This is a genomic window from Polaribacter ponticola, from assembly GCF_026191475.2.
Lineage (GTDB): Bacteria > Bacteroidota > Bacteroidia > Flavobacteriales > Flavobacteriaceae > Polaribacter > Polaribacter ponticola.
Window position 1 is genome coordinate 556,239 of the sequence record NZ_JAOSLC020000002.1, and the last position, 25,756, is coordinate 581,994.

Here is a 25,756-nt window from a genome sequence, read left to right on the forward strand (position 1 = left end):
ATTAATTAAAAATGAAATTATTAGGAATAGGCTCTAGAATTGAGCATTCAGAACTTGGATTAGGTGTTGTTACCAATGTTACAAATAAACATTATTGGGTAACTTTTATAAAAGACGGATTAGAAACTATAGATATCGATAGCGAATTTGAAGTGATAGAAGCCGTTGAAGACGAAGTAGATACTATTAGTTTTTATGAGGTAGAAAAATCTTTAAAAAACCTATTGCAAAAATGGTCTGATGTTACAGAGATTTCTCCTATTGCAGATAAATGGAAAAAAGGAACTCTTATTTTTAGACCTGAAGACTCTAATTTAGCTGATAAAGAAATACCAATTGATACATTTTTTCATAAAATTGTAATGGTTAGAGACAAAATTAGAGTAATGGAGCAAAAAATTAATGCTAGTAAAACTTTAGATGATCAAGATAAAATTGATTTACAGCAATACATTACCAGAATTTATGGAAGTTTAACCACTTTTAATGTTTTATTTAAAGTAAAATCTGATCAATTTGTAGGATCAAGATCTAAATAATGCATCTTTTTTGATGAAATATTGTCTATTTTTAAAACAAGATGAGCAATCAAGATTTAAAAACAGCATTTTATTATCAACTAAAACTAGGTAAGAAAGCTTTAAAACTACACAATTTTGAAGCCTCTTTTTATCATTTAGAAAATGCACATATTTTAGGGCAAAAACATTTAATTAGACATACAATCAGTCATTATTGGATGTTAATTTATGCCATGAAATCTAAAAAAAGTAAAGAAATTATTGGGCAAGTTATTAGAATTATAGCTTCTCTCCTTTTTACATTAATTTGGGTTCCAAAAGGAAATACAGGTGGTACAAATGTTTCTCCCATCAAAAAAATGCCTATTAGAAAAGAATTAAAAAAATATTTTAAATTTAATGCATCTTTTTAAAGGTTTTACTGTCTATTAAATGAACTTTAAAACGAATATTATGAAATATAAAAACGAGTGTACTTGTAATTGTGAAGGTTGTAAAACTGGAGAATGTAAAAACTGCACTTGCACAAACTGTACTTGCAACAATTGTAATTGTTAATTTATATTGAACTTGTTTCAATAACTTATAAAAAGAAACTGAAACAAGTTCAGTTTAACGAATTTTAATAAAATTCTATGACTACAAAACAAGTTTGGACTTCTTATTCTGCAGATTTAAAACGATTTATCATCAGTAAAGTAAAAGATGTTACTATTACTGATGATATTTTGCAGGATACTTTTATTAAAATCCATACAAAACTTCATACTTTAAAAGACATCACTAAATTAAAATCTTGGTGTTTTACTGTTGCAAGAAATTCTATTTTAGATTATTGGAAGTCTACAAATCAAACTTTTGAAATCTCTAATTTTGAAACTGAAACAGAAATCTCTGAAAACTTACATACCGAAAAAGATTGTTTACGTGGTATCTTAAAAAACTTACCTAAAAAATATAGAGATCCTTTATTTTTATCAGACATAAAAGGCTTAAAACAGCAAGAAGTTGCAAATCAATTAAAACAAAGTTTACCAACTACAAAATCTCAAATTCAAAGAGCAAGAAAGTTAATTGCACAAGGTTTTATGGATTGTTGTGGATTTGTTATGAATGATAATGGAAATCTTGTTGGTGAAATTCAAGAAAAAGATGATTGTAAGGTTTGTAATTAAGTATTATTAAATGATGAATCAGCTAATAGAAAAAATAATTTCACCCTACAAAAGTATAATAGGTAAAGACTATTTAGCATATAAAAATCATGTTCACAGAATATCCTTTTTAACTTTAAAATTAAAAAGAAAAGTTGAAAAAGATGATATCGAAAAAATTGCAATTGCTGCAGGGCATCATGATATTGGCATATGGACAGCAAAAACATTTGATTATTTAGAACCTTCAATAAAGACTGCAAAAAAATATTTAACTGAAAATAATTTAGAAAAATGGACAGATGAAATCAGTTTAATTATTGATATGCATCATAAAAGAAGTGTTTACAAAGGCAAATATTCTGATAATGTAGAAAGTTTTAGAAGAGCAGATTTCATAGATATCACAAGAGGAAAGAAAGATTTTGGTGTCTATTCAGAAGTATTGAAAAAGAATTATGAAAACTATCCTATGCTAGGTTTTAGAAGTTTAATTTTAAAAAAATCTTAAAAAATTTATTTCTGCATCCTTTCAACCCTTTACCAATGATGAAGAAATAAATTCTAAAGTTTATAACTATCATTTGATTTTATTAAGAATACTACTACATTTGTTAAAACTGCCTTTTAAACAATGAGTATTTTTAAACACAACAAACTTAAAATAAACCTAAAAATAATTCATTGTCCTAAATGCAATGAAGAACAACCAAAAATTAGAAAACCTAAAGGTTGGACAGAAATTCTTTGGGGAGGAAATACGTGTAAAAATTGTGGTTGTAAAATGGATAGACTAGGTAATGAAAGAGAGAAATAAAAAATTAATTAGCAAAGAATTAAACGACTTTTATAACAAAGCCTCTGAAGAAACCAGACTTGAAAAAGGAATGGGGATATTTGAATTTGAGCGCATAAAAGATCTTATTCAACAACATATTTCTAAACCAAATAGTACAATTATTGATGTTGGTGGCGGAACAGGTAAATACTCTGAATGGTTAGCAAAAAACAAGCATACAGTTCATTTAATAGAACCTGTTTTAAAACATATTAAACTCGCAGAAAATAGAGCCAAAAAATTAAAGAACCCTTTTTCTGTTGCTATGGGTGAAGCTAAAAAACTACCTTTTAAAGACAATTCTGCAGATTTAGTAATTTTACATGGTCCATTATATCATTTACAAAAAGAGAAGATAGAGTTACAGCTATTTTAGAAGCTAAAAGAATCTTAAAAAAAGGCGGAATTATTTTAGGTTTCGCAATTAACGCAACAGCTTCAACAGTTGTTGGTTTAATGAACGGAATGATACATGCCGATTCGTTTTTTGATATGTGTAAAAAAGAATTAACAACAGGTGTTCATGATGCTCCTAAAGATTTTCCTTTTTTATTAGCGGATGCTTTTTATCATAAACCAGAAGGTTTAAAAGCAGAATTTTTAGAGCAAAACCTCAACTTTATAAACCTTTTTGCAGTTGAAGGAATGATTTGGTTAGACAATGAATATTTTGCTAATATGTTAGACAAGAAAAAATCTAAGACGTTAAAAGTATTACAAACACTTACTCAAAACGATGAGTATTTATTGCCTTTTAGTCCGCATATGATGATTGCAGTAAAAAAATAGTGGAGAATTTAGAAAACAAAGAAAATTATTGGAATGTTTGCCAAAACTGTAGTGGTAATGGCAAAAAGAGAAAGAGTGTTCGAAAAAAATACGGTTAGATTATCAAAAAGCACTAGATAATTTTGAAAAATCAAACGGAAAAGGAACTGCACCAATTAAACCTATCAGACTTTTACAAACTTGTACTAATTGTAACGGTACAGGATTAATTCAATCTAATAATAAACCCAAAGTAAACAAAGAAAAATACCCTCATGTTGCTATTATTGGTGGCGGAATTGGTGGAGTTGCATTGGCTGTTGCTTGTTTGCATCGCGGAATTCCTTATACTCTTTATGAACGAGATAATAGTTTTAACCAAAGATCTCAAGGTTACGGTTTAACTTTGCAACAAGCTAGCAAAGCAATGGCAGGTTTAGGAATTACCTCTTTAGAGAAAGGAGTAACATCAACTAAACATGTTGTACACACAACAAATGGTGAAATTATTGGTGAATGGGGAATTAGAAAATGGGGAAGATCAGTTAAAAAAAATCACCCAAAAGAACCAACATACATATTGCACGTCAATCTTTACGTTTAGAGTTACTTGAGCAACTTGGTGATGATAGCTCTGTAAAATGGGGACATCAACTCATCAATTTTGATGAAACAGACAGCGAAAATGTTACGTTAAAATTTAATGTGAATGATAAAATCATAACTGAAAAAGCAAATCTTATTGTTGGAGCTGATGGAATTAGAAGTACGGTAAGAAAACAACTTATTGGTGAACAAATTTCTCCGCTACAATATTTAGGCTGTATTGTAATTTTAGGTATTTGTCCTTTAAAGAACCTTAAAAATATTGAAAGTGATTTGTTAGACTCAGCAACAGTTTTTCAAACTGCAAATGGTACAGAAAGAATTTATATGATGCCTTATGATTCTGAATCAATTATGTGGCAACTTAGTTTTCCGTTACCAGAAAAGGATGCAAAAAAACTAAATCTTAAAGGTACAAAAGCACTTAAGGAAGAAGCATGCAAAAGAACTAAATGGCATTCACCTATTCCGAAAATTATGAACGCTACAAACGAAGCTCAAATTTCTGGTTATCCAGTTTATGATAGAGCATTACTACAACCAGAGTTATTAAAAAAAGGAAAAAAATTACGCTTATTGGTGATGCAGCACATCCTATGAGCCCTTTTAAAGGACAAGGTGCAAATCAAGCATTATTAGATGCATTGTCTTTAGCTAGAGAAATTGCAAAAAGTTCTAAATGGCATGAAAACGGAATAAGAGAAAGCGTTTTAAATATTTTTGAAGCTGAAATGTTAGCGCGTAGTGCTACAAAAGTACAAAGTTCTGCAGATGCTGTAAAATTATTACATTCTGAAAATGTGCTTGATAAAGGTAATGGTCCTAGAGGAAAATATCGAGAATAAAAAGAACCTCATAGTTTAAAAAACAACTATTTTTGTTTTATGAAAAAACAAGTTGCCGTTATTGGTGGTGGACCTTCAGCTTTATTATTGGCTTCATTTTTAGATGCTAATAAATTTGCAATCACCATATACGAAAAGAATAAAACTTCTGGACGTAAATTTCTAGTGGCAGGAAAAGGTGGTTTTAACTTAACGCATTCTGAACCGATTGAGCAACTTGTAAAACGTTATACTCCAAATGATTTTTTAGAGAATGCATTAACTAATTTTACAAATATCTATTTTAGAAATTGGCTAGAAGGAATTGGCATTCCAACATATATTGGAAGTAGTAAAAGAGTGTATCCAGAAGAAGGAATTAAACCGATTCAAGTTTTAAATGCAATCTTAAAAGCATTAAAAGAAAAAGGTATTACTATTAAATATGAACATGCTTTTTCTGATTGGGATCAACATAATAATCCTATTATAAACAACAAACCAATACAAACAGATTACACTGTATTTTCTTTAGGTGGAGGAAGTTGGAAAATTACAGGTTCTGATGGAAGTTGGCTAGATACTTTTACTAAAAAAGGAATTAAAACAAAATTATTTGAGGCTTCAAATTGTGCAAATCAAATAGACTGGAAAACTAATTTTATTCAAAAACATGAAGGTACTCCTTTAAAAAACATTGCTATTTATTGTGATGATAACGTTCAAAAAGGAGAAGTAGTAATTACTAAATTCGGTTTAGAAGGTAATGCTATTTATGGCTTAAGTCCGCAAATTAGAGAAGAATTAAAAACGGTTTCTAAAGCAACAATTTTTATCGATTTTAAACCTTCATTAACTTTAGAGAAAGTAAATTCAAAGATAATTTCATCCATATATAAAAACACAACTCAAATTTTAAAAAAAGAGCTAAAGTTAAGTACATCTCAAATCGACTTACTAAAAACCTATGTATCTAAAGAGTCTTATTTAAATACAGAATTATTATCAGAAAAAATAAAAAAATTTCCACTAGAAATTCTAGATACTGCAACAATAGATGAATCTATTTCTACAGTTGGTGGAATCGATAGAAATGCCATTTCTAAAAATTTTGAGCTTAAAAAAATACCCAATCAATTTTGTATTGGCGAAATGCTAGATTGGGACGCTCCTACCGGAGGATATTTATTACAAGCTTGCGCTAGTATTGGTGTTTACTTAGCAAAATTTTTGAACAATAAAGAAAACTTGTAAAAATTACCTTCTTCTCTTTTTAGAAGAACTTCTACTAACTTTGTAAATAAGAATGATTTTCATTAAGTTAGTAAACTAAATTTAAAATATTAATATTTTTGAAATTATATAATCTAAACACAGTTTTCAATTTTGGAAAACATAAAGGTAAAACTTTACAAGAAATTGTTGAAATTGAAAACTATGTTCCTTGGGGAAATGAATTAGTTAAGGTAAGAGATGAAAATAGTTATTTAAATTGGTGTATTATCAAAATTGAAGATTTTTGTATCAGTAACCATGTAATTGAAAAAATTAAACATATAAAACCTGGCTTTTATTTATCTGATGATGCTAAAAGTTCATTAAAGCTTAAATATGAAATAATTATTGATACTTATAACCAAAAAAATAATTTCTATGGTTGAATCTGAAGAATTATTAATAGAGCCTTTATTTAAATTTGTTGAAGAAAAAGGGTCAATAAATACTTTAGTTACTGTTTCTGAAAGAGCTTTGCACACTAAAATTAATGGTGAATACATTGAAATTATACACCCTATAAAAAAAATAACAAAAATAATTAATAAAAATAAATTGTGTGTTGATGATGAATTTATTGCTGAAATCTGTTGGATTAAAGCAAACAATAATATTTCTGAAAATGATTTAATAAATTACCATAAGTTGGAAGGTTCTATACTATATCATTATAAATTAGACTTACTTTTAGGAACTTCTCGATTGTTTTTATTAAAATCAGAATTCGAAATTAATAAATAAAATTACCTTCTTCTCTTTTTAGAAGAACTTCTACTTACTTTTTTCTTTCTTCTATTAAAAGGTACAGCATCATCAAACGTATTTTTAGTTTCTTGTGCTTTTTTGTTCTTTTTCCAAGAATTTGTTTCTGGTAATAAAACTTTTAGTAAATCTTGTCTTCCTACTTTGTTTAAAGTATTACGAATCCAATCTTTGTTTTCTTTTTTATACCAAAAGAAAAATTTATGTTGGTCTTCTCGCTCCTTTTTAGTCTTTGGAGTTTTTGTAGGTTTTAATGTATATGGATGATAACCAGAGTAATAAATTACCGTTGCCACTGTCATTGGCGTTGGTGTAAAACCTTGTACTTGTTCTAACTGAAAGCCCATGTCTTTGGTTTCTGCTGCTAAATTTGCCATATCTTCTACTTCACTGGCAGGATGACTAGAAATAAAATATGGAATCAATTGAAGATTCAATCTTTTCTTTACATTTATTCTGTCAAAACGTTCTTTAAACATATGAAAATACTTAAAAGACGGTTTACGCATCAACTTTAAAACAGGATCAGAAGTATGTTCTGGCGCCACTTTTAATCTACCAGAAACGTGCTTTGTCATTACCTCTTCGGTATACGCATCTAGCTCTTTTGGATCAGCGTTTTTATTAAATTCTGGCACCAACATATCATGTCTAATTCCACTTCCAATAAAAGATTTTTTTATCTTCGGATGTTTATCAACTGCCTGATATAATTCTGTTAAAGGTTTATGAGACGTATCTAAATTAGAACAAATTACTGGAGATATACAACTAGGTGCAACACATTTATCACAAATAGATTGTACTTTTCCTTTCATCTGATACATATTAGCAGAAGGCCCACCAATATCAGATAAATACCCTTTAAAATCTGGCATGTTTGCCACTTTATCTATTTCTTTTAAAACAGATTCTTGACTTCTACTTGCTATAAATTTTCCTTGATGAGCAGAAATTGTACAAAAACTACAACCACCAAAACATCCTCTGTGAATGTTTATAGAAAATTTAATCATTTCAAACGCAGGTATCGGTCCACGTTTATTATATTTTGGATGCGGTAATCTTGTGTAAGGCAAATCGAAAGAACCATCAATTTCCTTTTCTGTCATTGTTGGGTAAGGCGGATTAATAACCAAAGTATTATCTCCAATTCCTTGTAACACTCTACGTGCTTTTAATTTATTAGACTCTTGCTCTATTACTTTAAAGTTAGAAGCAAAAGTTTTTTTATCTTTTAAACAAGCTTCGTGTGAGTTTATTGTTACGTCTTCCCAACCTTTTACAATTGGTAATTTTTCTTGACTTTGATTAACAAAAACTGCTGTTTGTTTTATATTTTTTAAACTAGAAAAAGGCACTCCTTTTTGTAATAATTCTACAATTTCACGTAAAGGTTGTTCTCCCATTCCGTACACCAACATATCAGCTTTAGAAGTTTCTAAAATAGAAGGCAACAATTTATCAGACCAATAATCATAGTGTGTTACACGTCTTAAAGAAACTTCAATTCCTCCAATTAAAACTGGTACATCAGGAAATTTTTCTTTTAATATCTTAGAGTATACAGAAGTTGCATAATCTGGTCTAAATCCTTTATCTCCATTTGGCGTATATGCATCTTTATCACGTCTTTTTTTACTAGCTGTGTAATTAGAAACCATAGGGTCCATACATCCGCCGGTAACACCAAAAAATAAACGAGGTCTCCCTAACTTTTCAAAATCTTGTAAATTATCATTTACACTAGGTTGTGGTACAATTGCTACACGTAAACCATAACTTTCTAAAATACGACCAATTACTGCTGGTCCAAAAGATGGATGATCTACGTAAGCATCTCCACTAAATAAAATAACATCTAACTCTTCCCAACCACGAATTTTAACTTCCTTGTTTGTAGTTGGTAACCAATCGGTTAATTGATGTTTTTTAGTTTCTTGCATAGTTTGCAAAAATACAAGATTTTTAATTGATTAAAATATTTATTGGAAGCTATTTCCTGCTTTACACTATATCTTTTTATTTTGTTCTCGATACAAATCTGTTCTTACATCACAGATTCACTCGAACTGACAATAAAAAGGATGCCGTTTCAATCAGGGTTAGAAATTTTTGCCAACTTTTAGTAAGCATAAAGCCCATGTCTTTTTAATTATTATTCGACAATTAAATGCGGAACCGTATTTAAATCCCAATCTATAACTAACCCTTCAGCTAAAGCATTAGCAACTTTTTTTCCATACAAGATCTCACATAAATACAATGCAGCTTCAAATGATTTAGCGCCACCGGCAGAAGTAATATATTTACCATCGTGTACAAATAAAACATCTTTTCTAACATCTAATTCTGGGAACATTTTTCTCATTACATCAATATCCGAAGGAAAAGTTGTAGAAATTTTACCTTTTAACAATCCTGCTTTTGCTAATACAAAAGCACCATCACAATGTGAGGTTATATACAAAGCTTCCTTATCTACTTGCTTAACAAAATTAATCATAGTTTCATCTTCTAAATCTGTATCTAAATGATGTTCTGCACTCGGAATCACCAAAATATCAATTTTTGGTAATGAATCTTTTAAATAGTTAAAATCTGGTAGAATTCTTATTCCTTCAAAAGTAGAAATTGGTTTATAGGTATTTGCCACCATAAAAACATTCATTGCTTTAATATTTTTTCTAAATATTGTATGCTGAAAAATATCAAAAGGAGCAGTTAACTCGGTGTTAAAAGTACCATCCATAATTAAAAAAGCAACATTATATCTATCTTCAACTATCTTCGGAAAGATTTTTTTATCTAACTTATTTTTAGAAATTACATTATTTTCTTTTTCGTTTTTAATCTGACAATTAGATAATATTATAAAAGATATTAGAAATAGTATTTTTTTCATCAAGCTGATTTTTGAACTATAAAAATAACCAAATCATTTTAACAGTCTTTTTCTCTTACAAACTCTTTTTGTTTTTGTAATTTTATAAAAACTACTTAACCAACAATATGAAGACAATTTTCTCATTACTTTTTGCATGTTTATTTCTTTTTTCTGCATGTGAATCGTCAATAAAAAATAATCAAAAAAAAGATACGTATGTAATTGATAATTACACAAAAAAAGAAGTAGATATTGAAATGAGAGATGGAGTTAAACTTCACACAACAATTTATTCTCCAAAAGATACCAGTAAAGAATACCCAATTTTAATGCAAAGAACTCCCTACAGTTCTGCACCTTATGGAGAAGGAAAAATGAAAACTAAAATAAGCCCTAATATTCATTTAATGAAAGAAGGGAATATTGTAGTCTATCAAGATGTTAGAGGTAGATGGATGAGTGAAGGTGTCTATGATAATATGCGTGCTTACTTACCAAATAAAAAAGAAAATGAATCAGACGAAGTTTCTGATACTTATGACACAATTGATTGGCTTGTAAAAAACGTTGAAAACAATAATGGTAATGTTGGTACTTGGGGAATTTCTTATCCTGGTCATTATGCTACAGTTTCTGCAATTGATGCACATCCTGCTTTAAAAGCTGCCTCTCCACAAGCTTGTATTGGCGATTTTTTCTTTGATGATTTTCATCATAATGGAGCCTTTTTATTAAGTTACTTTAGAGCAATTTCACTTTTTGGAACTTTTAAAGATACTCCAACAGATTCTGCATGGTATTCTTTTCCTAAAATGAACACACAAGATCAATATCAATTTTTCTTGGATAAAGGACCTTTAAAAAATTTAAACGAATATTTTCAGTATGATAAATTAGATGTAAATTCAACTGCGTCTAAAGATAAGATTGATGATTTTTTTGGAAAGAAATAGTTGAACACCCAAATTACGATTCTGTATGGAAAAGCAAAGGAATTATTCAGCATATGAACAAAGTTCCTTCTTCTGTAGCTACTATGATTGTTGGTGGTTTTTATGATGCAGAAGATTTATATGGACCTTTAGAAACCTACAAAGGAATCGAAAAAAACGGAAAAGAGAATTACAATACATTAGTTTTTGGACCTTGGGATCATGGCAAATGGGCAAGAAATACAGTAAGAAACACCGTTGGTAATTATTATTTTGGGGATTCTATTTCTTTAAAATTTCAAAAAAATATAGAAACAAAATTTTTTAATCATTTCTTAAAAGGAAAAGGTGATAAAAATTCTGGTTTACCAGAAGCCTATGTTTTCGATTCTGGAAGAAAAAAATGGAAGTCTTATGAATCTTGGCCACCACAAAATGTAGTAAAACAAGATTGGTTTTTGTCTGAAAACCAAGAATTAACTTCATCAAAAAAAGCTATAAATAGGATATCTTTTATTAGCGATATAAAAAATCCTGTTCCTTATTCAGAAGATATAAAAACTGTTTTTACACCGCGTAAATACATGACCGACGATCAACGTTTTGCTGCAAGAAGACCAGACGTTTTAGTTTTTGAAACCGATTTGTTAACGGAAGATTATACGCTAGCTGGAGATATTTTAGCAAAATTAAAAATTGCAACAACTGGTTCTGCAGCAGATTGGATTGTAAAAGTTATAGATGTACATCCTGCAGATGCAGAAGAAAACAATGACAAATTACAAAATCATTTAAAAATGAGTAATTATCATTTAATGGTAAGAAGCGAAGTTTTAAGAGGTCGTTTTAGAAATAGTTTTGAAAAACCAGAACCTTTTACTCCTAATAAAAAAACGGATGTAAACATCAAATTACAAGATGTTTTTCACACGTTTAAAAAAGGCCATAAACTACAAATTCAGGTGCAAAGTACTTGGTTTCCTTTAATAGATTTAAATCCTCAAACGTATGTAGACAATATTTATAAAGCAGATGAAAAAGATTTTAAAACTCAAACTCATACTATTTTTACAGATTCTAGTATCGAGTTTTCTGTATTAAAATAAAAGCATCTTTTAAAAATTTAAAAGTCTATTAGGTAAAAACAGAGTATGAGTACAAATCAAACAGATATCATTATTATTGGAGCTGGTTTATCTGGTATTGGAGCTGCATGTCATTTAAAAAGAAAAAATCCGGGTAAAAACTTCTTAATTCTAGAAGCAAGAGAAGAAATTGGTGGAACTTGGAGTTTATTTAAATACCCAGGAATTCGTTCAGATTCTGATATGTATACTTTTGGCTACTCTTTTAAAACTTGGGATGATGACAAATCTTTTGCTGATGCACCATCAATTTTAAAGTATCTAAATGAAGCTACCATTGAATATAAAGTAAAAGATAAAATTGTTTTTAATCAGAAAGTAGTTTCTTATAATTTTGATACAAAGCAAAATTTATGGACTATTAAAACAATAAATTCAAAGACAAAAAAAGAAGAGAATTACGTTTCTCAATTCATTTTTAATGCTAGTGGATATTACGATTATGACAATGGATTTACCCCAATTTTTAAAGGTTTAAATAAATTTAAGGGGATATTTATTCATCCTCAAAAATGGGATAAAAACTTAGATTATAAGAATAAAAAAGTGGTAGTTATTGGTAGTGGAGCAACTGCTGTTACTATTGTACCAAAAATTGCAAAAGAAGTTGAAAAAGTAACAATGTTACAAAGATCTCCCACATATATTGCTGCCTTACCGAATAAAGATAAAGTTGCCAAATTCATTAAAAAAATATTACCAAGCAAAGCAGCTCATAAAACTATTAGAACAAAAAATATTTTAGCCGATATGATTTTCTATAATTTATGTAGAAAATATCCTAATAAAATGAAAAAAATTATTTTAAAAGGGATTAAAAAAGTATTAGGAGATTTCCCAATAGAACCACATTTTACCCCTAATTACAAACCTTGGGATCAACGATTTTGTTTGGTTCCTGATGGCGATTTTTTTAAAGCAATTAAATCTGGTAAAGCAGATGTTAAAACCGAAATAATTGAAACGTTTACAGAAAATGGTATCGAATTAAAATCTGGAGAAACCCTTGAAGCTGATATTATTGTAAGTGCAACAGGTCTTAAATTGCTTCCTTTTGGAGGTGCAAAAATTTCTTTAAACAATCAATCTTTTGATATTACAAAGCAATTTATTTATAAAGGATTAATGCTAAGTGAACTTCCTAACTTTTTTGTCTTTGCAGGGTATACAAATGCTTCTTGGACTTTAAAAAGCGATTTAACAAGCGAATACATCTCTAGAGTTTTAAAATTTATGGATAAAAAGAACTATCAATCTATAAAATCTAAAGTTATTGAAGAAAATCTTGGTGAATTACCTTTAATTAATTTAGATTCTGGCTATATTCATAGAGCAATGGATATTTTACCAAAACAAGGAGATAAATTTCCATGGAGATTGTATCAAAATTACATTTTAGATTACAAAGTTTTAAGAATAAATTCTGTGAAAGACAAAAGAGTAATATTTAAATAGAGCTAATTCGCTTATTTTTGCAATATGTTTAAACCAAGAATAGAACTAGAAAAAGAAGATTTTTACCTTAACGAACAGGGGTATAAAGTTTTTACAGAAAAATTTCATTTAAAAAGAGGTTATTGTTGCAAAAGTGGTTGTAAACATTGCCCTTATGGATATGATAAAAAAACAGATAGTTTTAAATAAAAGTGTGACTTTTAATTATATAAAGTTTCTTATAAAGTATAAATAAAAATATAATGATAAAAAGAATTTTAGTTTTAGTAATTGCCTTACAGTTTACGGGTTGTGCAGAATTACAAAAAGTAGTTAATAGTTTACCTAGTGGAGGAGCTTTATCTCAAGAACAAATAGGAAACGGATTAAGACAAGCTTTAGATAATGGAATTAAAAACCAAGTATCTAAACTTACTTCTAAAGATGGTTTTTATAGAAATAAATTAGTTAAAATCTTATTACCAGAAGAATTACAAGCTGTAGACAAAGGTCTACGTAAAATTGGTTTAAGTAATTTAGCAGATGAAGGTATTAAGGTTTTAAATAGAGCTGCAGAAGATGCTGTAAAAACTGCAACACCTATTTTTGTTAATGCTGTAAAAGAAATTACTTTTAATGATGCTAAAAATATTTTATTAGGAGAACAAAATGCGGCAACTACTTATTTACAATCTAAAACATCAGAAAGTTTATATAACAGTTTTAGTCCCGTTATTAATAAATCTTTTTCTAAAGTTGGAGCAGATAAAGTTTGGAGTAATTTAATTGCTAAATATAACAGAATTCCATTTGTAAAAAAGGTAAATCCAGATTTAACAGGTTATGTAACTAACCAAGCCTTAAAGGGTGTTTTTACAATGATAACTGCTGAAGAAAAAGGAATAAGAGAGAAAGTTGGTTTAAGAAATACAGCACTTTTAAAACAAGTTTTTGCACTACAAGACAATAGGTAATTATTAAAAAAACATATAAGTAAGACTCGTTATTTTAACAATAACGAGTCTTTTTATTTTATATATAAAAAACGATAAGAATAGTTAAAACAGTAAAAATATATTTGTTTTATATATTGTAATTTCTATTAAAAATTTTATTATATTTACTGTAGTTATTCCCCCCAAAAAAATTAAAATGTATCCAAAAAAACAATTTTACAGCTTTAAAAAACAATTAAAAGAAAGATATCTTAAACTTGTTGAAAAATCTAATAACTACAGATTTGAAGATGAAGTGAAAAGTGATATTGCTGCTTTTAAAGCTATGAAAGTTTTAGAGAAAATGAATAGATTAAGTTACCTAGAAAGAAAACTTACTGTTTAATTTTTTTATAATCTACATTAGGATCATAATCTTTACTAGTTTTTATTGAATACAACTCACTTTTAGTATCTTTAGATCTTATAAGAGGAAACAATAACTGCACATACCAAGGCTCTTTCATTTGGTTCCAAGCACCAAATTTTTTAGGATACTTTCTTGTAATTTTCGAGGTTCCAAATAGTACATCCCAAAAAAATAAAAGATTTCCGAAGTTACCATTAGGATGACTAACACCATCTTCTGCAGTTAAACCATGATGCGCAAAATGTGTAGCAGGTGTAGAAATTATACGTTCTATTACCCAAGCTAATGGTCTTAAAAATTTGTGCTTATATAAAAATCGATCCCATTTTGTTTCACTATGAGCAAAAATTATTACAATCAGTTTTACAGCTAAATAATAAATATAAACTTCTCCCATTCCTAAAAATACCAGAATTGCAGAAAACCATATACCAGGCATTAAACCATAAAATAAAGTAGCATTTCTATAGGTAACTAAAACCCCCATTTCTTCTACAACATGGTGAGGCCTATGAAGTTTCCATAGTGTTTTGTTTTTATGAGAAAGTCTGTGCCACCAATATTGGGTTAAATCATCAAAAATTAAGAAACTTATAACCTGTAACCAAATGGCAATGTTTGACAAACTATTATTTGTTAACGGTAAAAATATTTCCAACAACCAAAACACTGTTAAAAAAATACCTGGTTGCACCAAAGTTGGTAAAACGGCTAAACTAACTAACTCAATAGTAAAATCATTTTTAGTACGTTTACTATCAAAATACAAACCACCAAAAGATTCAATAAATCCTAAAATTAATAAAACTGCAGTTGGTATTAATTTACCAATAATTTCTGTCGTCATTTTTTAATAAAGTTGAATGACAAGTTAATAATAAATTTTTAGGCCAATAATTTTTGAAGTTTTTTAAAATAATCGAATGATTTTAATAACCTACTACCATACCAAGAAAACATCTCTCCGTCTACTAATAAAATTTTAGTTTTAGGAAAGTTTACTTCTAACTCTTTAATATGATTTTCTTTAAATGGAAATGGTTCTGAAGACAATAAAATTGCGTCTAATTTTTTAAGTTTAAGAATATCAACTTCTGGATAACGTTCTTTATTACTATAAACATTAACAAAGTTATTAAGCTTAAGAAGATGATTGATAAAAGTATTATTACCAGCTACCATCCATGGGTTTTTCCAAATAAAATAAGCTACTCTCCTGCTTTGTTTATCTTTAATAAACTGTTTAAAATCAGTTACTTTTTCTATTAGGCTTTCAATTATTTTTTTAGATTCACTTTTACATTTAAAGATTTCTCCATATAAATTCATTAATTCAAAGGTATCATCAATCGTATAAATTTCTGAAACATGAGTTGGTGCAATTAACTTACAGTTTTCTACAATATCCTTTGTATTTTCTTCTTTATTGCAAAGAATAATATCTGGCTTTAAAGCTTTTATTTTATTAAAGTCAATATTTTTTGTTCCTCCAACTATTACTTTTTCTTTTCTAAGTTTAGAAGGATGAATGCAAAATTTAGTAATACCAATAATATCTTCTTCTAAACCTAAATCTACTAAAAGTTCTGTTTGACTTGGAACAAGAGAAACAATTCTTTTAGGAGTATTTTCTAGTTGCAAAACATTGTTAATCTGATCTATAAATATCAAACTATGCTTTTAAAATTTCTTGCATTTGAACTTGTAATTCCATTGCTTTTAATGCCGCTTTTTTAGCAAAATCTTTTTCTTTAGAAGCGTAAATAATACCTCTAGAAGAATTTATAAGCAATCCTACATTATCAGACATTCCATATTTACAAACATCTTGTAAATTACCTCCTTGTGCACCTACACCAGGCACTAATAAAAAAGAATTCGGAACAATTTTTCTTATTTCTTTAAAATATTCAGTTTTAGTTGCACCTACTACATACATTAAGTTTTCGGAATTCTTCCATTTTTTTGAAGTTTCTAAAACAACCTTATATAATTCTTTCTCATCAATACTTTTTGTTTGAAAATCGAATGCACCTTCATTTGAAGTCAAAGCTAACATAATGGTATGTTTATTTTCAAAAGCTAGAAAAGGCTCTACAGAATCTTTACCCATGTATGGTGCAACTGTTACAGAATCGAAAGCTAAATCTTCAAAAAAAGCTTTCGCATACATTGTAGAAGTATTACCAATATCTCCGCGCTTTGCATCTGCAATTGTAAAAATATCTGGATAACTTTTATTTAAATAATTAATTGTTTTCTCTAAAGACTGCCAGCCTTTTATACCATAGGCCTCATAAAAAGCAGTGTTAGGTTTATAAGCAACACACAAATGATGTGTAGCATCAATAATAGCTTTATTAAATTCAAAAATAGGGTCTTCTAATTCTAATAAGTGAGAAGGAATTTTGTTTAAATCAACATCTAAACCAATGCATAAAAAAGATTTTTTTGATTTATTTGTGATACTAATTGTTGTGTTGTCATTACTTTTACTTAAAGTTACACAAAAATACTATTTTTAACTTTTAGCCTCTGTAAGATATCCGTTTTTTAATAGACAAATTTCACATGAAAAAAATATTTCTTTTAATAATTCTTGTTTTTGTAAGTTGTAATACAAAAAAACCCACACAATTTTCTGAAAAGGCTTTACAAGACATGCTAATTAGTGTTGATGGTTCTAAAGTTACATTAAGAGAAGTACTTTATTATAAAAAAGGTAAAAAAGTATTAATTGATGTTTGGGCATCATGGTGTGCAGATTGTATTAGAGACTTTCCGAAAGTAAAAGAATTACAAAAAGATTTCCCGGAAGTTGATTTTCTTTTTTTGTCTGTTGATAGAAGTAATCCTTCATGGAAAAGAGCAATCAAAAAATATAAATTAAAAGGAGAACACTATAATTTACCTAAAGGAATGAAAGAAGGAGATTTTGTAGATTTTGTGAATTTAAATTGGATTTCTAGGTTTATGATTATAGATGAAAAAGGAAAAATACAACTCTTTAAAGCAACAAAAGCTACAGATAAATCTATAATTAGAGCTTTAAAAAATAAAATATAAATCGTTTTAGTAACTATTTAAGTTAATAAAGAAGAAATCGTTTTTCATTTATTAATTTTACAACTTTAATAAAAAACAATTATGAGACAAAAAATAGTAGCTGGAAACTGGAAGATGAATAATGATAAGAAAGCATCCAAACAACTTATCAAAGAAATTAAAAATTCTATTAAAAATTTATCTTTAGAAAATACTAGAGTTATTGTTGCTCCTACATTTGTTAATTTATCTTCTTCTGTAAAAGAGGCTAAAAAATCTGATGTAGAAGTTGTTGCCCAAAATATGCATCAAGCAAAAAATGGAGCTTATACAGGTGAAATTTCTGCAGATATGTTAAAAGCTGTAGGTATTAAAACTGTTATTTTAGGTCATTCAGAAAGAAGAACTTATTTTGGTGAAACAGATGCTATTCTTGCCGAAAAAGTTAATGCAATTTTAGAAAATGATTTAGAAACCATTTTCTGTTTTGGAGAATTACTAGAAGATCGAAAATCTGAAAGTCATTTTGCTGTGGTAGAAAGTCAAATCTCTAATGCATTATTTCATTTAGATGCAACTAATTGGAAAAATATTGTTTTAGCATATGAGCCCGTTTGGGCAATTGGAACAGGAGAAACTGCAAGTGCAGAACAAGCCCAAGAAATGCACGCTTTTATTAGAAGTATTGTTGAGAAAAAATATAATAAAGATATAGCAGATGCAGTTTCTATTTTATACGGAGGAAGTGTAAAACCAGCTAATGCTAAAGAAATTTTCTCTAAACCAGATGTAGATGGTGGATTAATAGGTGGAGCTGCTTTAAAAGCTGAAGACTTTACTGGTATTATTAAAGCAATTTAAAATAGATAAATTAGTAATTCTTCTAAAGAAAACTAATAAATTTGCATTAAGGTTTTTAAACCTTGATGCATTTTTTTATTGAAAACAATTTATGGATAATATATATATAGAATATAACTTTACAATATCGCCTAAAGAACCAGCAACTGAAATTTTAATTGCTGAATTAGGAAATGTAGGTTTTGAAAGTTTTGTTGAAACTGAAAATGGAGTAACTGCTTACATTCAAAAAAATGATTATAAAGCAGAAATTCTAGAAAATATATTTATTTTAAATTCAGAAGATTTTAATATTGAGTATAATAGTAAAGAAATAGAGCAAACTAATTGGAATGCAGAATGGGAAAAGAATTTTAAACCGATTCAAGTAGATGATTTAGTAAGCATAAGGGCTCCTTTTCATGAAAACCCAAACTTACAATATGATATTGTAATAGAACCTAAAATGAGTTTTGGAACTGGTCATCATGAAACAACACACATGATGGTTCAACACTTACTAAAGTTAAATTTAGAGGATAAGAAGACGTTGGATATGGGTTGCGGAACCGGTATTTTGGCAATTTTTGCCGAAATGAAAGGTGCAAAACCTATTGATGCAATTGATATAGATAACTGGTGTTATGAAAATTCATTAGAAAATGTAGAACGCAATAAATGTACTAATATTTCTGTGCATGAAGGAGATTCATCACTTTTAATTAATAAAAAGTACGATTTAATTATTGCTAACATTAATAGAAATATTCTATTGATGGATATGAACATTTATACCAATTGTTTAAATGAGAAAGGAATTCTTTTGTTAAGTGGATTTTATGAACAAGACATCTCTACAATTGATGCTGAAGTTTCTAAATACAATTTAAAATTAGAAACTTTTATAGAAAGGAATAATTGGGTTGCATTAAAATACAATAAGTTGTAATTTTGTGATTATGAGTACAAAAGAAAAAATACAAGAAGATGTTGATGTTCTAGAACAAGAAACTTATCAGCATGAAATAGTGTTACATAATGATGATGTAAACACATTTGACCATGTTATAGATTCTTTAATTGATGTTTGCGATCATACTTTAGTACAAGCAGAACAATGTGCAACTTTGGTTCATTACAAAGGTAAGTGTACAGTTAAGTCTGGAGAATTTAAAGATTTAGAGCCAAGATGCTCTAAACTATTACAACTAGGATTATCTGCAGAATTAATATAATAATGGAAAACGTTTTTAAATACTACGAATTTTCTCTTTTTAAAAAAGATGAATCTGGTTCTTTTTCTGGAAATGATATTGCTTTTACAGAATTAAATAGTACTCATTTTTTAATTTTTGAAAAAAAGATAACTCCTATAATTTGTTTGTTTCAAAGTACAGAAACAAAAATGAAATTGGCAACAAACCTCCAGAAATACTAGAGTTACTGGTAGAAAATTATGACAAAAGTATACCAGAACATAGAATAGCAATTAAACAATATTTAAACTAAACTCGATAATTTATCGAGTTTTTTTATTTTTAAATAAAAATGTGACCTATTAAATTTAATTGTGTCATAACAATAGAGAATAAGAAATATTATTTTAATTAAATTAAAATATAACAATATTTGAAAGAGGAAAATAGTAGTAGTTAGTTTTATACTAAGTTTGGTTAGACGAAAAGGCTTTGAACATTGTTCAAGGCCTTTTCTATTTATAGGTAACAACTTCCATTACGATTGCAATAAATAATTTTCTAACAAAAGTATTATAAAAGTCTATTCTTTGCTCTTAAAAAATTCTTTTACCATACCATATATAAGAGTGTCTTTATTATTTCTTATCTCTCTCCACTTTATCGTATTGGCAAATAAAGGCTTGCCATCTTTACCAATAATACTTCCCATAACTTCTAATTTATCACCTGTAATAGCTACAGAAATATCCTTTTCATAAAAGTCTTGTGCATATTTTTCTGGAAATAACTCAAAATTATTTTTTCCTATTTGTGCTAAAGGATCATAATTAAACAGATGCCCAAAACGTTTTACATACTCTGGGTTTACATATTGCATTATAAAATGATTACCTCTTTTTACCTTTTGCCAAACGGGTAAAGGTAAACTTTCATAACTCTTATTAAAAAATAGCATTTGTTCTTTTAAATGTAAATTATTTTCTTTTAAAGTTGCACTATTAACATTAACATTTTTATTTTCACTTCTTAATAAATAACCTAACATTGTAAGTAGTAACAAAGCTCCATAAGTCATCATTTTATGCCTTTTTTCTATATTAGAAATAAAGTATAATAATTTCCTTAATTTTAATGTTAACTTTTTCATTTTAATTTTATTAAAACTCTAAAAGAATTTTTGATATCTATTCTAATGTGATAAAATTTCTTTTATAATACCAAACACAAGAGTATCTTTATTATCTCTAATTTCCCTCCACTTTAAAACTTTAATCTTTATAAGTTTACCATCTTTATCTACAGAAGCATGAAAACTTTCTAAAGTTTTTCCAGTTATTGCAACAGCAACATCGCTTTCATAATAACTTTGTGCAATATTACCTGTAAAAGCTTCAAAATTACTCTTACCAATTACTTCAAATTGATTGTTATTAATTAAGTGCCCAAAATTATTCACATAATTGGGGTTAACATATTGAAGAACAAAACGATTTCCTCTTTTTACTTTTTGCCATACAGGGATTGGCAAATTTTCATAGCTTCTATTAAAAACAACCATATCTCCTCTCAGGTGGAAGTTTTTTTCAGTTAATATTGCAGACTCAATATTAACAATTTTATTCTCAGTCCTTAAAAAATAACCTATAACCGTTAAAATTATTAGAGAACTATACGTTATTACTTTGTGTCTCTTTTCTAAGTTTGAGACAGAAAATAAAATTTTTCTAGATTTTGTAATAATCCTTTTCATATTTTTTTGGTAACATAAAAGGATATTATTTATTAAAATTATTTCAAAATAGTTTCAAATTAATTTAGATTTGGTAAAATTTCTTTTACCATCCCATAAACCAATGTATCCTTTTTATCTTTTATATCTCTCCATTTAACAATTCTCAATTTCATTATATTGCCATCCTTATCAATAGATTCTTCTATAGTTTCAATAATAGCTCCAGTTACAGAAACCGCAATATCATTTTCATAATATAGTTGTGCAATTTTAGCTGGAAATAAATCAAAATTATTTTTACCTATAACTCCATATTTTCCTTCTTCAAAATTATGACCAAATTTATTTAAATATTCAGGATTAACATAATTTATAATAAACTCATCACCTCGTTTAACTTTTTGCCAAACTGGTAACGGAAAGTCTTCATAACTTCTATTAAAAATTACCATATTGTCTTTTAAATTGGCATTTCTCTCTTGTAAAGTAGCAAAATCTACTTTTATATCTTGGTTTTCTGTTCTTAAAAAATAAGTAGATACAGTTAAAAACAATAACGAAGCGTACGTAATTACTTTATGTTTTTTTCTAAATTAGAAACCCTAGACAAAAGTCGTCTAGATCTGGTAGTTAAATTACTCATACTTTTTCATTTTGGGGGTTAAATAAAAAAGAAACCAAATTAAACAAAATACTTTCAAATGTATTTGTATATAATTTCGATAAATTTTTAAGATTAAAAGAAATTCTATTACTTATTTTTCTAAAAAAATCAATAAAAAAGAATCTAGTAATAGATTTAGATTGAAATTTTAAAAAATTATTTCTTGAATAAATACCACTCTTATAAGAATACATGTTAAAAAAATATTTTTTAACAAATACAGCAAGTGACTCAATATTAGTTTTTATCTTATCCATAATTGGGGGGATTTGGATCCTTTAAATAACTAAATACCTATTTTGTATAGATAAATGTATAGAAACAAATATAGAAATATATTATACAACTACCAACAGTATTTTTAAAAAAATCTATCTTTTATTAAAAAAGAATTGAGCCTTTATTAAAAAGCAGAAAACTCATCTAAAAAAGATGAGTTTTTGTGACCATGGCAGGATTCAAACCTGCAACCTCTTGAGCCGTAATCAAGTGCGCTATTCAGTTGCGCCACATGGCCTTAAATCGGCTGCAAATATAATAGCATTTTCTGAAACTAGAAAATCTACACCCACTTTTTATGAGTTTATTTTTTCTTTATAATTTTCTACAATAATTTTTGCTTTTTCTAAGTCAGAATTTAATACATGTACTTCAACAGAACTCCTGTTTTCTCCAAATCCTCCCAATCTTGCAGATTCGAATTTATCTTTTATAATAGAACTGATTCCTTCTGTTTCTAATAAATTTTTCAATCCATTAACTATAATATTGGATCCAGTAAATAATTTAGTGTGTTCTGTTTTCATAATTTTTAGTTTTAATCAAGTGAATTTATAGTTACAAAAGCTCTCCAACCAATAATTGCTAATTGAAGTTTTGAAGCTTTAGAAATATCCAACTCTCTTTTTGTGAAAGAAGGTAAAAGTAATTTATTAACTTTAGCTAATGATCTAAATATCGGTTTTTTCATTATTGTTTGATTAGTCGTCAAATTTAATGAAAAATAACAACTCAATCTATTAAGAATGAGTTGTTTTAATTAAACTACTTTTTCTTACTCATTAAACCTTTTGCAATGTCTGCGCCTATTAAAGATTGTAATAAGTTATTATTACTTCCCTCTTTACCACCAGAAATATATGTAGATGGTAAATTTAATTCTTTAATTTGTTGTGCGACACCTACAGCTGTTTTGTATTCCCATTCTGCTTTTTCCTGAGGCGTTAAACCAGCACTAACTAATTTAGCGTTCTCGTAATACTGTGCATCGGCAGCAACTTTTTTACTTTTAGCTTTAAACTGTTCTACCTCATATTGTTTCTTTTCCATAATTAAATTAAAACCTGCAACTTTAGCTGCCGTTTCTGCTTCAATCGTTTGTTGAATTTGAATTTTTTCTAAACGAGCACGTTCTTTTGCTTTTTCAGATTCTCCTTTTGCAACCTCTTTTTTTGCTCTATAATACTCGCGTTCTGCTTGTTGTTTTTCTAATTGTGTTTGTGCAACTTCATTTTTTTGTAAATCTAAACGTTCATCAAACGAAGTTTCCCAATCGATACCAGTAACCTGAGCTTGGTAAATTTTTAAACCGTATTGTTTTAAAGAGTTTGTATTATCTCTAATAATGTTTCCATCTGTTCCTCTTTTAATTCTAAATTTTTTCTGTTTACTCGATTTTCCAACGTTTATTTTTCTAACAGTTGTTGTATCCCCAACAATTTCATTTGAATTTTCTGCTTCATAATATTGTTCCACTTGATACATCCCATTTTCTAGTTGATCTCTAAAATACCTATCAAAATCAGATGCTTGTCCAGAAATATAATCTTGAGCATCCATTAATTTACAAGTGTTTTTTATAGCTGCATCTATGTTTGGTAAAACCCTACCAAATATCAGTTTAGATTCGCTTTTATTTCTATCTGCCATGTTTAAAAACACTTCTTCATCATTAATATTTACTCCAACAATAACAGAAGTACTTATTTCTGCTTTAATAGCATCGCTAAACTCCCACTTTTGAGCTTTTCTATTATAAATACCTTGGGCATTTTTAGGTAATTCATTACTATTTTCTACAATAATGTCTTTTATAGAAGTTTCATAAGAAAGAGGAATTATTCTTCCCCACCATTTTAATTTTAATCCCTGTGTGGTAATCATTTTGTCTCCACCTGTTACATATTGTACTGCATAAGCTGTACCTGCATCAGCATAAAAAAACATTCCGTTTAAGATTGCAATAAATACACCCAAAACAATTATTTGAAAACTTCTTTTAGAGTTTGGAATATTAAATTTTGGGTTATTTGTAAAAACTTTTTTAAAATAAATGTTGCTATTCCAATAACAACAAGTGTAATTCCGATAAATTTTAGCATAGTTAGTTTGTTTTAAAAGGTTAATTAGAATAAGAATAGAAATATTATTTCTGAAATAAATTTGATAGTTTCTAGAGCAATAAGAATCATAATTAATAGTGTTAAATAGTTAGTAAATATGGGTAAATTGGTAATTGTTTTCTCAATATATGAGAATTAGATTCTTACTACCAAACTTTTACTAACATAATAATTAATTTAATTTACAATATTAAATCATAAAAACTATTTTAGTTATAAAACATAACTTCATTACTACAGTATAATAGTAATTAATAACAAATAAAATTAAAAAAGATATAAAACCATTAGTAAATAAAGGGATATATTTTCACTTTTATAAAAAGTAAAGGGTAAAGTGTTTCAAAATAACACGAAATAGCGCTTTTTATCTTTTCACTATAGCATAAAGTGATAAAAATGTATCTTCGCAAAAAAATGAAAATAGATGAATTTTCTACTAATTATTATCGGTTTAGTTTTATTAATTTTTGGCGGAAACTGGTTATTAAAATCTGCTGTTGCCTTATCATTAAAACTTAACATTTCTAAAGTGGTTATTGGTATGACTGTAGTTTCTTTTGCAACATCTGCTCCAGAACTTATTGTTAGTATTAATGCAGCTTTAAATGGGTCTTCAGATTTAGCTTTAGGTAACGTTATTGGTTCTAATATTGCAAACCTTGGATTAGTTTTAGGCATTACATTACTCTTAGGGGCAATGGAAGTTTCTAAGGGCTTCTATAAACTTGATTGGCCAGTTATGATGATTGCTTCTGCACTACTCTTCTTATTTTTATCAAATGATAATATAATTACTCAATTTGAAGGAATACTCTTATTCTCATTTCTAGTGATATTTTTAATCTACCTTTTAAAAACTCAGAAAAACGAAATTCCGGATGAAGTTAGTGAAAATGAAACTCCTTTATCAGCAAGTAAAACAACATTGTTTTTTATTTTAGGCGGCCTAGGTCTTTGGGGTGGATCAGAATTATTAATAAAAGGCGCTACTTCTTTAGCACAAGATTTTGGTGTAACAGAACGCGTTATAGGTGTTACCATTATCTCTATTGGAACTAGTATACCAGAATTAGCAGCCTCAATTATAGCTGTCGTTAAAAAAGAAAAAGCTATTTCTTTAGGTAATTTAATTGGATCAAACATTTTTAACATATTAGCCGTTTTAGGCATTACATCTATAATAACACCTATTTCTCTTTCTGATCAAAGACTTTTAACAAGCGATATTTATTGGATGCTTGGTATCTCTTTTATTGTTTTACCACTCGTTTTTATCCCTAAAAAATTTAATTTAACCTGGAAAGAAGGAAGTCTTTTACTAATAGGATATTGTATATTTATTTATCAAACCTTATAAAAT

The 25,756-nt window shown here is 27.9% G+C and carries 30 protein-coding genes, 1 tRNA gene and 3 pseudogenes; 22 read left to right on the plus strand and 12 right to left on the minus strand.

The features are described from left to right. Positions 1-11 precede the first annotated feature (11 nt). From N5A56_RS02935 to N5A56_RS02985, 11 genes and pseudogenes are all read left to right on the plus strand, one after another. Positions 12-539, plus strand: coding sequence for a hypothetical protein (locus tag N5A56_RS02935; protein WP_265726677.1), 528 nt, complete (start codon positions 12-14; stop codon positions 537-539). Positions 540-580: 41 nt separating this feature from the next. After that, positions 581-934, plus strand: a complete 354-nt coding sequence (locus N5A56_RS02940) for a DUF3703 domain-containing protein (protein ID WP_265726676.1) — start codon at positions 581-583, stop codon at positions 932-934. A gap of 222 nt (positions 935-1,156) precedes the next feature. After that, a complete protein-coding gene (locus N5A56_RS02945; protein WP_265726675.1) occupies positions 1,157-1,696 on the plus strand; it encodes a sigma-70 family RNA polymerase sigma factor in 540 nt (179 codons plus the stop codon). Between the two features lie 10 nt (positions 1,697-1,706). Beyond that, entirely contained in the window at positions 1,707-2,186 is a 480-nt protein-coding gene (locus N5A56_RS02950) for an HD domain-containing protein (RefSeq protein ID WP_265726674.1), read from the plus strand. Between the two features lie 123 nt (positions 2,187-2,309). Further along, positions 2,310-2,492: a hypothetical protein gene (locus N5A56_RS02955; protein WP_265726673.1), complete on the plus strand. Its 183-nt coding sequence runs from the start codon at positions 2,310-2,312 to the stop codon at positions 2,490-2,492. Continuing rightward, positions 2,476-2,889, plus strand: a complete 414-nt coding sequence (locus N5A56_RS02960; protein ID WP_265726672.1) for a class I SAM-dependent methyltransferase — start codon at positions 2,476-2,478, stop codon at positions 2,887-2,889. Before N5A56_RS02955 ends, N5A56_RS02960 begins: the two co-directional genes overlap by 17 nt. Before the next feature lie 80 nt (positions 2,890-2,969). Further along, positions 2,970-3,302: a hypothetical protein gene (locus tag N5A56_RS02965; protein WP_265726671.1), complete on the plus strand. Its 333-nt coding sequence runs from the start codon at positions 2,970-2,972 to the stop codon at positions 3,300-3,302. After that, positions 3,302-4,732, plus strand: a pseudogene (locus N5A56_RS02970) (FAD-dependent oxidoreductase). The gene N5A56_RS02965 and the pseudogene N5A56_RS02970 overlap by 1 nt, the downstream one beginning before the upstream one ends. A 39-nt stretch (positions 4,733-4,771) precedes the next feature. Beyond that, positions 4,772-5,965 carry a BaiN/RdsA family NAD(P)/FAD-dependent oxidoreductase gene (locus tag N5A56_RS02975; protein ID WP_265726670.1) on the plus strand — a complete coding sequence of 398 codons (1,194 nt, stop codon included), beginning with the start codon at positions 4,772-4,774 and terminating at the stop codon, positions 5,963-5,965. A 98-nt stretch (positions 5,966-6,063) separates the two neighbouring features. Then, the gene (locus tag N5A56_RS02980) at positions 6,064-6,372 is read left to right on the plus strand and encodes an exodeoxyribonuclease X C-terminal domain-containing protein (RefSeq protein WP_265726669.1); all 309 of its coding nucleotides are present in this window, start codon (positions 6,064-6,066) and stop codon (positions 6,370-6,372) included. Continuing rightward, complete coding sequence (locus tag N5A56_RS02985) at positions 6,365-6,727, plus strand: hypothetical protein (RefSeq protein ID WP_265726668.1); 363 nt, start codon at positions 6,365-6,367, stop codon at positions 6,725-6,727. The genes N5A56_RS02980 and N5A56_RS02985 overlap by 8 nt, the downstream gene beginning before the upstream one ends. Positions 6,728-6,729: 2 nt before the next feature. Here the strand turns inward: N5A56_RS02985 and N5A56_RS02990 are convergent, their stop codons facing one another. Next, positions 6,730-8,694, minus strand: coding sequence for a YgiQ family radical SAM protein (locus N5A56_RS02990; protein ID WP_274270167.1), 1,965 nt, complete (start codon positions 8,692-8,694; stop codon positions 6,730-6,732). Between the two features lie 212 nt (positions 8,695-8,906). Next, entirely contained in the window at positions 8,907-9,653 is a 747-nt protein-coding gene (locus N5A56_RS02995) for a DJ-1/PfpI family protein (protein ID WP_265726666.1), read from the minus strand. A 107-nt stretch (positions 9,654-9,760) separates the two neighbouring features. On the opposite strand from N5A56_RS02995, the pseudogene N5A56_RS03000 reads away from it, so the two are divergent. The 5 genes and pseudogenes from N5A56_RS03000 to N5A56_RS03020 all read left to right on the plus strand — a co-directional run bounded on the left by N5A56_RS03000 (position 9,761) and on the right by N5A56_RS03020 (position 14,487). Next, positions 9,761-11,673, plus strand: a pseudogene (locus N5A56_RS03000) (CocE/NonD family hydrolase). 45 nt (positions 11,674-11,718) lie between these two features. Continuing rightward, on the plus strand, positions 11,719-13,167 hold the full coding sequence (locus N5A56_RS03005; protein ID WP_265726665.1) for a flavin-containing monooxygenase: 1,449 nt from the start codon (positions 11,719-11,721) through the stop codon (positions 13,165-13,167). A gap of 24 nt (positions 13,168-13,191) precedes the next feature. Continuing rightward, positions 13,192-13,356, plus strand: a complete 165-nt coding sequence (locus N5A56_RS03010) for a C1orf53 family protein (RefSeq protein ID WP_265726664.1) — start codon at positions 13,192-13,194, stop codon at positions 13,354-13,356. Between the two features lie 53 nt (positions 13,357-13,409). Further along, complete coding sequence (locus N5A56_RS03015; RefSeq protein WP_265726663.1) at positions 13,410-14,120, plus strand: DUF4197 domain-containing protein; 711 nt, start codon at positions 13,410-13,412, stop codon at positions 14,118-14,120. Between the two features lie 178 nt (positions 14,121-14,298). Beyond that, the gene (locus N5A56_RS03020) at positions 14,299-14,487 is read left to right on the plus strand and encodes a hypothetical protein (protein WP_265726662.1); all 189 of its coding nucleotides are present in this window, start codon (positions 14,299-14,301) and stop codon (positions 14,485-14,487) included. Here N5A56_RS03020 and N5A56_RS03025 read toward each other — a convergent pair. The 3 genes and pseudogenes from N5A56_RS03025 to pyrF form a co-directional block, all read right to left on the minus strand. Beyond that, on the minus strand, positions 14,477-15,358 hold the full coding sequence (locus tag N5A56_RS03025; RefSeq protein ID WP_265726661.1) for a sterol desaturase family protein: 882 nt from the start codon (positions 15,356-15,358) through the stop codon (positions 14,477-14,479). The two genes, N5A56_RS03020 and N5A56_RS03025, sit on opposite strands and share 11 nt — an antisense overlap. A gap of 38 nt (positions 15,359-15,396) precedes the next feature. After that, positions 15,397-16,182, minus strand: a complete 786-nt coding sequence (locus N5A56_RS03030) for an ABC transporter substrate-binding protein (RefSeq protein WP_265726660.1) — start codon at positions 16,180-16,182, stop codon at positions 15,397-15,399. Between the two features lies 1 nt (position 16,183). Further along, positions 16,184-16,998 (minus strand): annotated as a pseudogene (gene pyrF, locus N5A56_RS03035) (orotidine-5'-phosphate decarboxylase). 84 nt (positions 16,999-17,082) lie between these two features. Here pyrF and N5A56_RS03040 point away from each other — a divergent pair. From N5A56_RS03040 to N5A56_RS03060, 5 genes are all read left to right on the plus strand, one after another. After that, entirely contained in the window at positions 17,083-17,577 is a 495-nt protein-coding gene (locus tag N5A56_RS03040) for a TlpA family protein disulfide reductase (protein WP_265726658.1), read from the plus strand. Positions 17,578-17,658: 81 nt separating this feature from the next. After that, entirely contained in the window at positions 17,659-18,417 is a 759-nt protein-coding gene (gene tpiA / locus N5A56_RS03045) for a triose-phosphate isomerase (protein WP_265726657.1), read from the plus strand. Positions 18,418-18,508: 91 nt separating this feature from the next. Further along, entirely contained in the window at positions 18,509-19,345 is an 837-nt protein-coding gene (gene prmA / locus N5A56_RS03050) for a 50S ribosomal protein L11 methyltransferase (protein WP_265726656.1), read from the plus strand. 10 nt (positions 19,346-19,355) lie between these two features. Next, positions 19,356-19,631, plus strand: a complete 276-nt coding sequence (locus tag N5A56_RS03055) for an ATP-dependent Clp protease adaptor ClpS (RefSeq protein ID WP_265726655.1) — start codon at positions 19,356-19,358, stop codon at positions 19,629-19,631. A gap of 2 nt (positions 19,632-19,633) precedes the next feature. Continuing rightward, complete coding sequence (locus tag N5A56_RS03060; protein WP_265726654.1) at positions 19,634-19,834, plus strand: hypothetical protein; 201 nt, start codon at positions 19,634-19,636, stop codon at positions 19,832-19,834. Between the two features lie 341 nt (positions 19,835-20,175). On the opposite strand, the gene N5A56_RS03065 is transcribed toward N5A56_RS03060, so the two are convergent. From N5A56_RS03065 to N5A56_RS03095, 7 genes are all read right to left on the minus strand, one after another. Then, positions 20,176-20,742, minus strand: coding sequence for a PAS domain-containing protein (locus N5A56_RS03065; protein WP_274270168.1), 567 nt, complete (start codon positions 20,740-20,742; stop codon positions 20,176-20,178). Positions 20,743-20,784: 42 nt separating this feature from the next. Then, positions 20,785-21,345 (minus strand): hypothetical protein, encoded by a 561-nt coding sequence (locus N5A56_RS03070; protein WP_265726651.1) that lies wholly within the window; start codon positions 21,343-21,345, stop codon positions 20,785-20,787. 59 nt (positions 21,346-21,404) lie between these two features. Then, positions 21,405-21,881 carry a hypothetical protein gene (locus tag N5A56_RS03075; RefSeq protein WP_274270169.1) on the minus strand — a complete coding sequence of 159 codons (477 nt, stop codon included), beginning with the start codon at positions 21,879-21,881 and terminating at the stop codon, positions 21,405-21,407. Between the two features lie 553 nt (positions 21,882-22,434). Then, positions 22,435-22,508, minus strand: a tRNA-Arg gene (locus N5A56_RS03080). A 58-nt stretch (positions 22,509-22,566) separates the two neighbouring features. Then, positions 22,567-22,797, minus strand: coding sequence for a putative signal transducing protein (locus N5A56_RS03085; RefSeq protein ID WP_265726649.1), 231 nt, complete (start codon positions 22,795-22,797; stop codon positions 22,567-22,569). Positions 22,798-22,808: 11 nt separating this feature from the next. Then, a complete protein-coding gene (locus tag N5A56_RS03090) occupies positions 22,809-22,961 on the minus strand; it encodes an SsrA-binding protein (RefSeq protein ID WP_265726648.1) in 153 nt (50 codons plus the stop codon). A gap of 74 nt (positions 22,962-23,035) precedes the next feature. Next, the gene (locus N5A56_RS03095) at positions 23,036-24,247 is read right to left on the minus strand and encodes an SPFH domain-containing protein (RefSeq protein WP_265726647.1); all 1,212 of its coding nucleotides are present in this window, start codon (positions 24,245-24,247) and stop codon (positions 23,036-23,038) included. Positions 24,248-24,820: 573 nt separating this feature from the next. On the opposite strand from N5A56_RS03095, the gene N5A56_RS03100 reads away from it, so the two are divergent. After that, positions 24,821-25,753 carry a calcium/sodium antiporter gene (locus tag N5A56_RS03100; protein ID WP_265726646.1) on the plus strand — a complete coding sequence of 311 codons (933 nt, stop codon included), beginning with the start codon at positions 24,821-24,823 and terminating at the stop codon, positions 25,751-25,753. Positions 25,754-25,756: the final 3 nt, after the last annotated feature.

Coding starts and splice junctions, on each gene's coding strand:
- N5A56_RS02935 (WP_265726677.1), top strand. CDS start 12: ATGAAATTATTAGGAATAGGCTCTAGAATTGAGCATTCAGAACTTGGA.
- N5A56_RS02940 (WP_265726676.1), top strand. CDS start 581: ATGAGCAATCAAGATTTAAAAACAGCATTTTATTATCAACTAAAACTA.
- N5A56_RS02945 (WP_265726675.1), top strand. CDS start 1,157: ATGACTACAAAACAAGTTTGGACTTCTTATTCTGCAGATTTAAAACGA.
- N5A56_RS02950 (WP_265726674.1), top strand. CDS start 1,707: ATGATGAATCAGCTAATAGAAAAAATAATTTCACCCTACAAAAGTATA.
- N5A56_RS02955 (WP_265726673.1), top strand. CDS start 2,310: ATGAGTATTTTTAAACACAACAAACTTAAAATAAACCTAAAAATAATT.
- N5A56_RS02960 (WP_265726672.1), top strand. CDS start 2,476: ATGAAAGAGAGAAATAAAAAATTAATTAGCAAAGAATTAAACGACTTT.
- N5A56_RS02965 (WP_265726671.1), top strand. CDS start 2,970: ATGAACGGAATGATACATGCCGATTCGTTTTTTGATATGTGTAAAAAA.
- N5A56_RS02975 (WP_265726670.1), top strand. CDS start 4,772: ATGAAAAAACAAGTTGCCGTTATTGGTGGTGGACCTTCAGCTTTATTA.
- N5A56_RS02985 (WP_265726668.1), top strand. CDS start 6,365: ATGGTTGAATCTGAAGAATTATTAATAGAGCCTTTATTTAAATTTGTT.
- N5A56_RS02990 (WP_274270167.1), bottom strand. CDS start 8,694: ATGCAAGAAACTAAAAAACATCAATTAACCGATTGGTTACCAACTACA.
- N5A56_RS02995 (WP_265726666.1), bottom strand. CDS start 9,653: ATGAAAAAAATACTATTTCTAATATCTTTTATAATATTATCTAATTGT.
- N5A56_RS03005 (WP_265726665.1), top strand. CDS start 11,719: ATGAGTACAAATCAAACAGATATCATTATTATTGGAGCTGGTTTATCT.
- N5A56_RS03010 (WP_265726664.1), top strand. CDS start 13,192: ATGTTTAAACCAAGAATAGAACTAGAAAAAGAAGATTTTTACCTTAAC.
- N5A56_RS03015 (WP_265726663.1), top strand. CDS start 13,410: ATGATAAAAAGAATTTTAGTTTTAGTAATTGCCTTACAGTTTACGGGT.
- N5A56_RS03020 (WP_265726662.1), top strand. CDS start 14,299: ATGTATCCAAAAAAACAATTTTACAGCTTTAAAAAACAATTAAAAGAA.
- N5A56_RS03025 (WP_265726661.1), bottom strand. CDS start 15,358: ATGACGACAGAAATTATTGGTAAATTAATACCAACTGCAGTTTTATTA.
- N5A56_RS03040 (WP_265726658.1), top strand. CDS start 17,083: ATGAAAAAAATATTTCTTTTAATAATTCTTGTTTTTGTAAGTTGTAAT.
- tpiA (WP_265726657.1), top strand. CDS start 17,659: ATGAGACAAAAAATAGTAGCTGGAAACTGGAAGATGAATAATGATAAG.
- prmA (WP_265726656.1), top strand. CDS start 18,509: ATGGATAATATATATATAGAATATAACTTTACAATATCGCCTAAAGAA.
- N5A56_RS03055 (WP_265726655.1), top strand. CDS start 19,356: ATGAGTACAAAAGAAAAAATACAAGAAGATGTTGATGTTCTAGAACAA.
- N5A56_RS03060 (WP_265726654.1), top strand. CDS start 19,634: ATGGAAAACGTTTTTAAATACTACGAATTTTCTCTTTTTAAAAAAGAT.
- N5A56_RS03065 (WP_274270168.1), bottom strand. CDS start 20,742: ATGAAAAAGTTAACATTAAAATTAAGGAAATTATTATACTTTATTTCT.
- N5A56_RS03070 (WP_265726651.1), bottom strand. CDS start 21,345: ATGAAAAGGATTATTACAAAATCTAGAAAAATTTTATTTTCTGTCTCA.
- N5A56_RS03085 (WP_265726649.1), bottom strand. CDS start 22,797: ATGAAAACAGAACACACTAAATTATTTACTGGATCCAATATTATAGTT.
- N5A56_RS03090 (WP_265726648.1), bottom strand. CDS start 22,961: ATGAAAAAACCGATATTTAGATCATTAGCTAAAGTTAATAAATTACTT.
- N5A56_RS03100 (WP_265726646.1), top strand. CDS start 24,821: ATGAATTTTCTACTAATTATTATCGGTTTAGTTTTATTAATTTTTGGC.